1 protein-coding gene is annotated in these 6760 nt (G+C 33.8%); it reads left to right on the top strand.

The window, feature by feature from the left end:
- Positions 1 to 6760, top strand: a 6760-nt coding sequence (locus tag GFJ36_RS28480; RefSeq protein ID WP_157349831.1) for a SpaA isopeptide-forming pilin-related protein, incomplete at both ends; no start/stop codon positions are given.

Raw genomic sequence — 6760 nt, 5'->3', positions numbered from 1 at the left:
AACAAAACCCAGCAACTAAACCTGCTACTGACAACCCAGAACAAAAGCTAGCAAGCGATCCTGCTGAGAATACAAATTCAGGTCCAAAGCAAATAACAACAAACCTTTTAACGGGTGTAAAGTTGACGGACAAAGACGGAAAACCATTTACAGAGGATAACCGTCCAAGTACAGATTCCCCTGCCAATATCGAGTTTACATGGGAACTTTTAAAATCAATGAATGTGAAAAGCGGAGATTACTATATTTTTGATCTTCCTAAACATTTTAAGATTTACAATACAATTAACAGTCCTTTATACGATAGTGAAAACAATCCAATTGGTAATTTCACTGTTACAAAAGATGGAAAAGTCACTATGACATTTAACGATTATGTTGAAGAACATCCAGATGTTGGTGGTAACCTACAATTAAAGACAGAATTTAATAAAGCTGAAATTAAAGGTACAACAACACAAGAAATTCCTTTCCCAATTAAAGATAAAGATGTTTCTATTACAGTTGACTTTAAGCCTAATGTACAAACAACTACGAATAAAAAAGGGTTACCTGATAGACCAATTAATACAAATGAAATTAATTGGACAGTAGAGATGAACAAAACGAAAGACACTCTTAAAAACGCTGTTTTTAAAGATAACATTCCACCAGGCACAAGCTTAAATAAAGATTCTATTAAAGTTTATTATTTAGAAGTTGATGTTAATGGGAACGTAACACGTGGTAAAGAGGCTGATTCAGCAGATTACAAAGTTAGTTCATCAGAGGGCTCAAAATTGGAGATTGCTTTTAAAGATTCTATCAATAAAGCATATCAAATTGAATATGCAACAAAAATTACTGATGAAAACGTAAAAAGCTTCCAAAATAACGTTACGATAACGAGTGATAATCAAAAGCAACAAAATGCAAGCTCTACTGTAACGGTTTCTCGTGGTACACATTTAAACAAAACAAGTAAGTATGATCCAAAGACGCAAACGATTGAATGGACAATTACTTACAACGGTGATCAAAAAAATATCAAAAAAACAGATGCACTTTTAAAAGATATTTTTGACGATACACATGAACTAGATGCAAATTCTATCGTTGTGAAGAACGCTTCATACGATGATAAAGGAAGACTTGTAACAGGCGACACTGTTAATAATTACACTGTAAGTAACAAGAAGAATGGATTCGATTTACAGTTTAATGAGGATATTAATAGTGCTTATGTAATTACCTATAAAACAAAGCCAACTGATAGTATCATAAAAGATGGAAAAGTAAAAAATACAGTTACAGCTGATAATGACTCAAGTAAAGAAAATGAGGCTGGCTTCCAGCAGCAAAATATTATTAAATCTAATAATAAAGCTGAAACAAACTATAAAGACAAAACAACAACCTGGACAATTGCGGTAAATAATAACAACTATCCATTAAACAATGCCATCATTACGGATACCTTTGATCATGGTGGATTACAATTAAAAGATAATAAACTAGAAATTAAAGACGGAGATTATACCCTTCAAGCTAAGACTGACTATGTTTTAGATGTAACAGATAAAGGTTTCAAAATTACCCTTATAGGTACATATCAGACTAATATGACAAAGACATTAGTCGTAAAATATACGACAGACTTTGACTATACAAAATTAGAAAGTGGTAAAACTTCATTTAAAAATACAGGTAACCTATCTTGGATAGATGCAGGGTCCAATCCACAATCAAATAAAGTTGAAGCAGACTTTGATCCTGATGCTTTCACAAAGGCGAATGGATATAAATACGGTTCTTATAACGCCCAAACGAAAGAAATCACTTGGATAATAGGTTTTAATTATAATAATGTTGAGATTAAAGATCCATATGTTATAGACGTAATACAAGATAAACAAAAGTTAGTACCAGGATCCATTGAAGTACGCGATATGATTTTAAATGGAAGCCCGGATAATGCAAGACCTGGTGATGCCGTATCACCTAAAGAGTATGAACTTGAAGAACCTACAGATAAAAATAAAAACACCCTAAAGGTTCATTTCAAGCAATCAATTAATTCACCTTACTATATTATCTTTAAAACAAGCCTCGATGGTGAACTTATCCAAGGCACCTACAAAAACGAGGCAGAGTTAAAAGATGGCTCTAAAATTGTAAACACCCTTAAAGGTGACACTCAAGTAAATAAAGGTGGCAGCTTTGTTACTAAAAAGGCTGTGCAAGACGACAACTATATTAATTGGAGTATTGCAATTAACGAAAGTCAATCAACCATTGCAGACGCAGTTGTAACAGACGATCCAACAGACAATCAGGTACTTGTGGCAGATTCATTCCACTTATATCCTACAACTGTTGATCCATATGGAAATTTAACAAAAGATACAGTAAACGAATTAAAAGAAGGAACAGACTATAAACTCAAAATAACAACAGACAATAATACCGGAAAGCAACATTTCGAAATTGCCTTCTTGAAAAAAATTGATCGAGCTTATATTTTAGAATATCGCTCACTTATTAATGCAGACGATAAAGAAAAAGTGAGTAATAAAGCAAAAATCGCTGGCAATCAGTTAACAGTTAAGAATACAGAAACTGTTGAAACGATTGAAGTGAGAATGTCTTCCGGTTCAGGCGGAGGATCTGCTACTAAAGGGCGCGGAAACCTTGAAATTATAAAGGTAGATAACGACAATAAGAAAGTACCATTGTCCGGGGCAGAATTTACTTTATACGATCGTACAGGAAAAACCGTTATCCGCGAAATAACAACAGACAAAGATGGTATTGCTAAGTTTAATAACTTAAAGCGCGATAAATATTTATTAAAAGAAACAAAAGCTCCTGAAGGCTATGTAATTAGCTGGGATTTAAAACAAGGGAAAATTGTTGAACTTGGTACACAAGAGACTACAACATATAAACTTGCAAATAAGAAGTTTGTCGGGAAAGTAGTTTTAACAAAATCTGATGACCTGAACAAAAACGCAACACTACAAGGCGCCGTTTTCACACTACTAGATAAAGACAAAAAAATAATTCCAGAACATGAAAAATTAACAACAAATAATAACGGACAAATTATTATAGATAAACTAAAACCAGGAACTTACTACTTACAAGAAACGAAGGCTCCTGAGCATTATCAATTAGATAGCAAACTTATTCCGTTTACTATCTCTGAAGATCAAACAACAGTAGTAAACCAAACTGCGACAAATAGTTTAACTAAAGGATCTGCTCTTTTAACAAAAGTGGATAATTATAATAAAACTTTAGCAGGGGCAGAGTTTACTGTTCAGGATCGCAACGGAAAAAATATTCCTGGATATGAGAAATTAACAACAAATGAACATGGACAAATAGAAGCAAAAGATTTACGTCCGGGTAAATACCAGTTTGTCGAAACAAAAGCTCCTGAGCATTATGAATTAGACAAAACGCCTATTCTATTTGAAATAGAAAAAAGCCAAACTACAGTCGCTTCTATTACAGCAAAAAACTCTTTAATTAAAGGTGGCGTTACGTTAACAAAAGTGGATGATATTGATGACACTACCCTTGAAGGTGCCGTATTCAAAATTGTTAACGACAAAAATGAAGATGTCCGTACAAACTTAAAAACAGAAAAAGATGGAACTTTGACCGTTAAAGATTTAGATCCTGGTGATTATCAATTTATTGAAACAACACCACCTAAATACTATGACTTAAATAAAGAACCAATTCCGTTTACAATCGAGAAAAGTCAAACAAGCATTATCTCAATTACTGCAAAAAACAGTTTAACAACAGGTGCTGTTGAGCTATTAAAAGTCGACGAATTTGATAAAAAGACTCCTCTTGCTGGAGCTATGTTCAAAATCGTGAATGATAAGAACGAAGACGTTCGTACAGAATTAACTACCGATACAAACGGAACTGTTAAAGCTTCTGACTTACGTCCAGGCAAATACAAATTTATTGAAACGAAAGCTCCTGAACATTATGAACTGCGATCAACACCAATTGAATTTACAATTGAGAAAGGTCAAAAAACACCGATTGTTATTACAGCTGAAAATGGTCTACTACCAGGCGATGTTGAACTAACAAAACTCGATGATACTGATGGCACTGTACTTACAGGCGCCGTATTCAAAATTGTTAATAACAAAAATGAAGATGTCCGTACAGAATTAGTTACGAATCAGGAAGGTAAAATTATTGCTACTGGTTTACGTCCAGGTAACTATAAATTTATCGAAATGAAAGCTCCTGAGCATTATACCTTAAATAAAACACCGATTGAATTTACAATTAAGGAGAGCCAAGCGACTGCTATTAACGTTACAGCTACTAATAGCTTAATAAAAGGCGGTATTGAATTAACAAAAGTTGATTCTGTAAATGCTAAGGAAACCCTTGAAGGTGCAGTATTTAAAATTGTTAATGACAAAGGTGAGGATGTTCGTACGGAACTTACTACTGATAAAGACGGTAAATTAGTAGTACAAGACTTACGTCCGGGTAATTATAAGCTAATCGAGACGAAGGCTCCTACTTATTACGATGTAAATGAAGAACCAATCGAATTTACGATTGAAAAGAGCCAACAAAAGCTCATCCCTATTACTTTCAAAAATAGTTTAACGAGAGGAAAGGTCAAATTAATTAAAGAAGATGACGTGGAGAGCGCGAAAGCTCTTGCCGGCGCTGTATTCACATTACAAGACGCAACTGGCAAAGAAATTATGAAAGATTTAACAACAGATGATTACGGAGTATTAGTTATTCCTGATTTAGCACCAGGGGATTATCAATTTATCGAAACAAAAGCCCCTGAACATTATAAATTAGACAAAACACCTATTAAGTTCACAATTAAAAAAGGTAGTAAGAAAGATCTTCCTCTCCCTGTTACTGTAAAAAATAGTTTACTTACAGGTGGCGTCACTTTAACAAAAGTTGATGATGTTGATGGCACTACTCTTGAAGGTGCAGAATTTATAATTGTTGACGCTCATGATACTAAAAAAGTAATTCGAAAAGGTTTAACGACTGATAAAAACGGAAAAATTTCTGTTTCTGATTTACGCCCTGGAGACTATCAGTTCATTGAAACAAAAGCTCCTGAGCACTATGTATTAGATGAAACAACAATTCCATTTACAATTGAAAGAAGTCAAACGAAAGAGATCAATGTTACAGGCAAAAATGCTTTGAAAAACGGTAGCGTTGAACTAACAAAGATTGACGATATTGATATAAATACAAAACTTGCTAACGCCGTATTTAATTTATTAGATGCAGACGGAGAGCTAGTTGAAGAAGGCTTAAAAACAAATGATGAAGGTAAAATTGTTGTTGAAAACCTACGTCCTGGTACGTATCAATTCGTTGAAACAATTGCTCCTGAACATTACGATTTAGATAAAAAACCTATCGTATTTACAATTAAAAAGAGCCAAACTGAAACTCTTCATGTCACTGCTACAAATGCTTTAATAAAGGGTGCAGTTAAACTTTCTAAAGTAGATGATGTTGATGGCACTGTTCTTAAAGATGCAGTATTTAAAATTGTTAATATGAACGGTGATGTAGTTCATAAAGACCTTGTTACAAATGAACAAGGAATAATCGAAATTAACGACCTACGTCCTGGTGATTACCAATTTATCGAAACGAAAGCTCCTAAGCATTACGTTTTAGATGAAACACCAATCAAATTCACTATTGAAAAAGGACAGAAGAAAGCTATTTCTTTAACTGCTACAAATAGCTTAAAACAAGGTAGTATCGAATTACTTAAAGTTGATGATTTAAACACTCAAACAAAACTTGCCGATGCGGTATTTAATTTACTAGATCAAGATGGCAAAGTACTTAAAACAGATTTAAAAACAAACAGTGAAGGTAAAATCGTTATCGAAAACTTACGTCCTGGTACGTATCAATTCGTTGAAATAACGGCTCCTGAACACTATGATTTAGACAAAAAACCAATTATATTTACAATTGAAAAAAGCCAAAAAGATATTGCTACCGTTACTATGAAAAATAGTTTAACAAAAGGCGGCGTGGAACTTTCTAAAGTGGACGACGTCGATGGCACTACTCTTGAAGGCGCAGTATTTAAAATTGTGGATATGAATGGTACTGTAATTCACAAAAATCTTGTTACGAATCAACAAGGTAAAATTAGCGTTTCTGACCTACGTCCTGGTGATTATCAATTCATCGAGACAACGGCTCCGAAACACTACGATTTAAACAAAGAGCCAATTCCATTCACAATTACAAAGAGCCAAGCTGATCCTATCTCCGTTACAGCTACAAATAGCTTAACGAAAGGCGCTGTGGAACTTTCTAAAGTGGATGATGTAGATGGTACTGCTCTTAAAGATGCGGTATTTAAAATTACTGATCTGAATGGTAACGACATTCGTACTGAGCTTACAACAGATGTACATGGAAAAATTTCTGTTTCTGATTTACGTCCTGGAGACTATCAATTTGTTGAAGTAAAAGCTCCAAAAGACTATACCTTAAGCAAAGACCCTATTCCGTTCACTATCGAAAAAAGTCAAAAAGAGAATATTACTGTTACCGCTACTAATAGTTTAAAGAAAGGTGCAGTAACATTAACAAAAATCGATGACATCGATCGTACGATGCTTGAAGGTGCAATCTTTAAAATTGTTGATATGAACGGTAAGGAAGTTCATACGAATCTTGTTACAGATAAAAACGGAAAAATTTCTGTTTCTGATTTACG

This window comes from Bacillus sp. EE-W1 (assembly GCF_009760835.1).
Taxonomy (GTDB): Bacteria; Bacillota; Bacilli; order Bacillales; family Bacillaceae_G; genus Bacillus_A; species Bacillus_A wiedmannii.
Note: the sequence above shows the minus strand (reverse complement) of the source record. Positions and strands in the feature narration are given on the sequence as shown.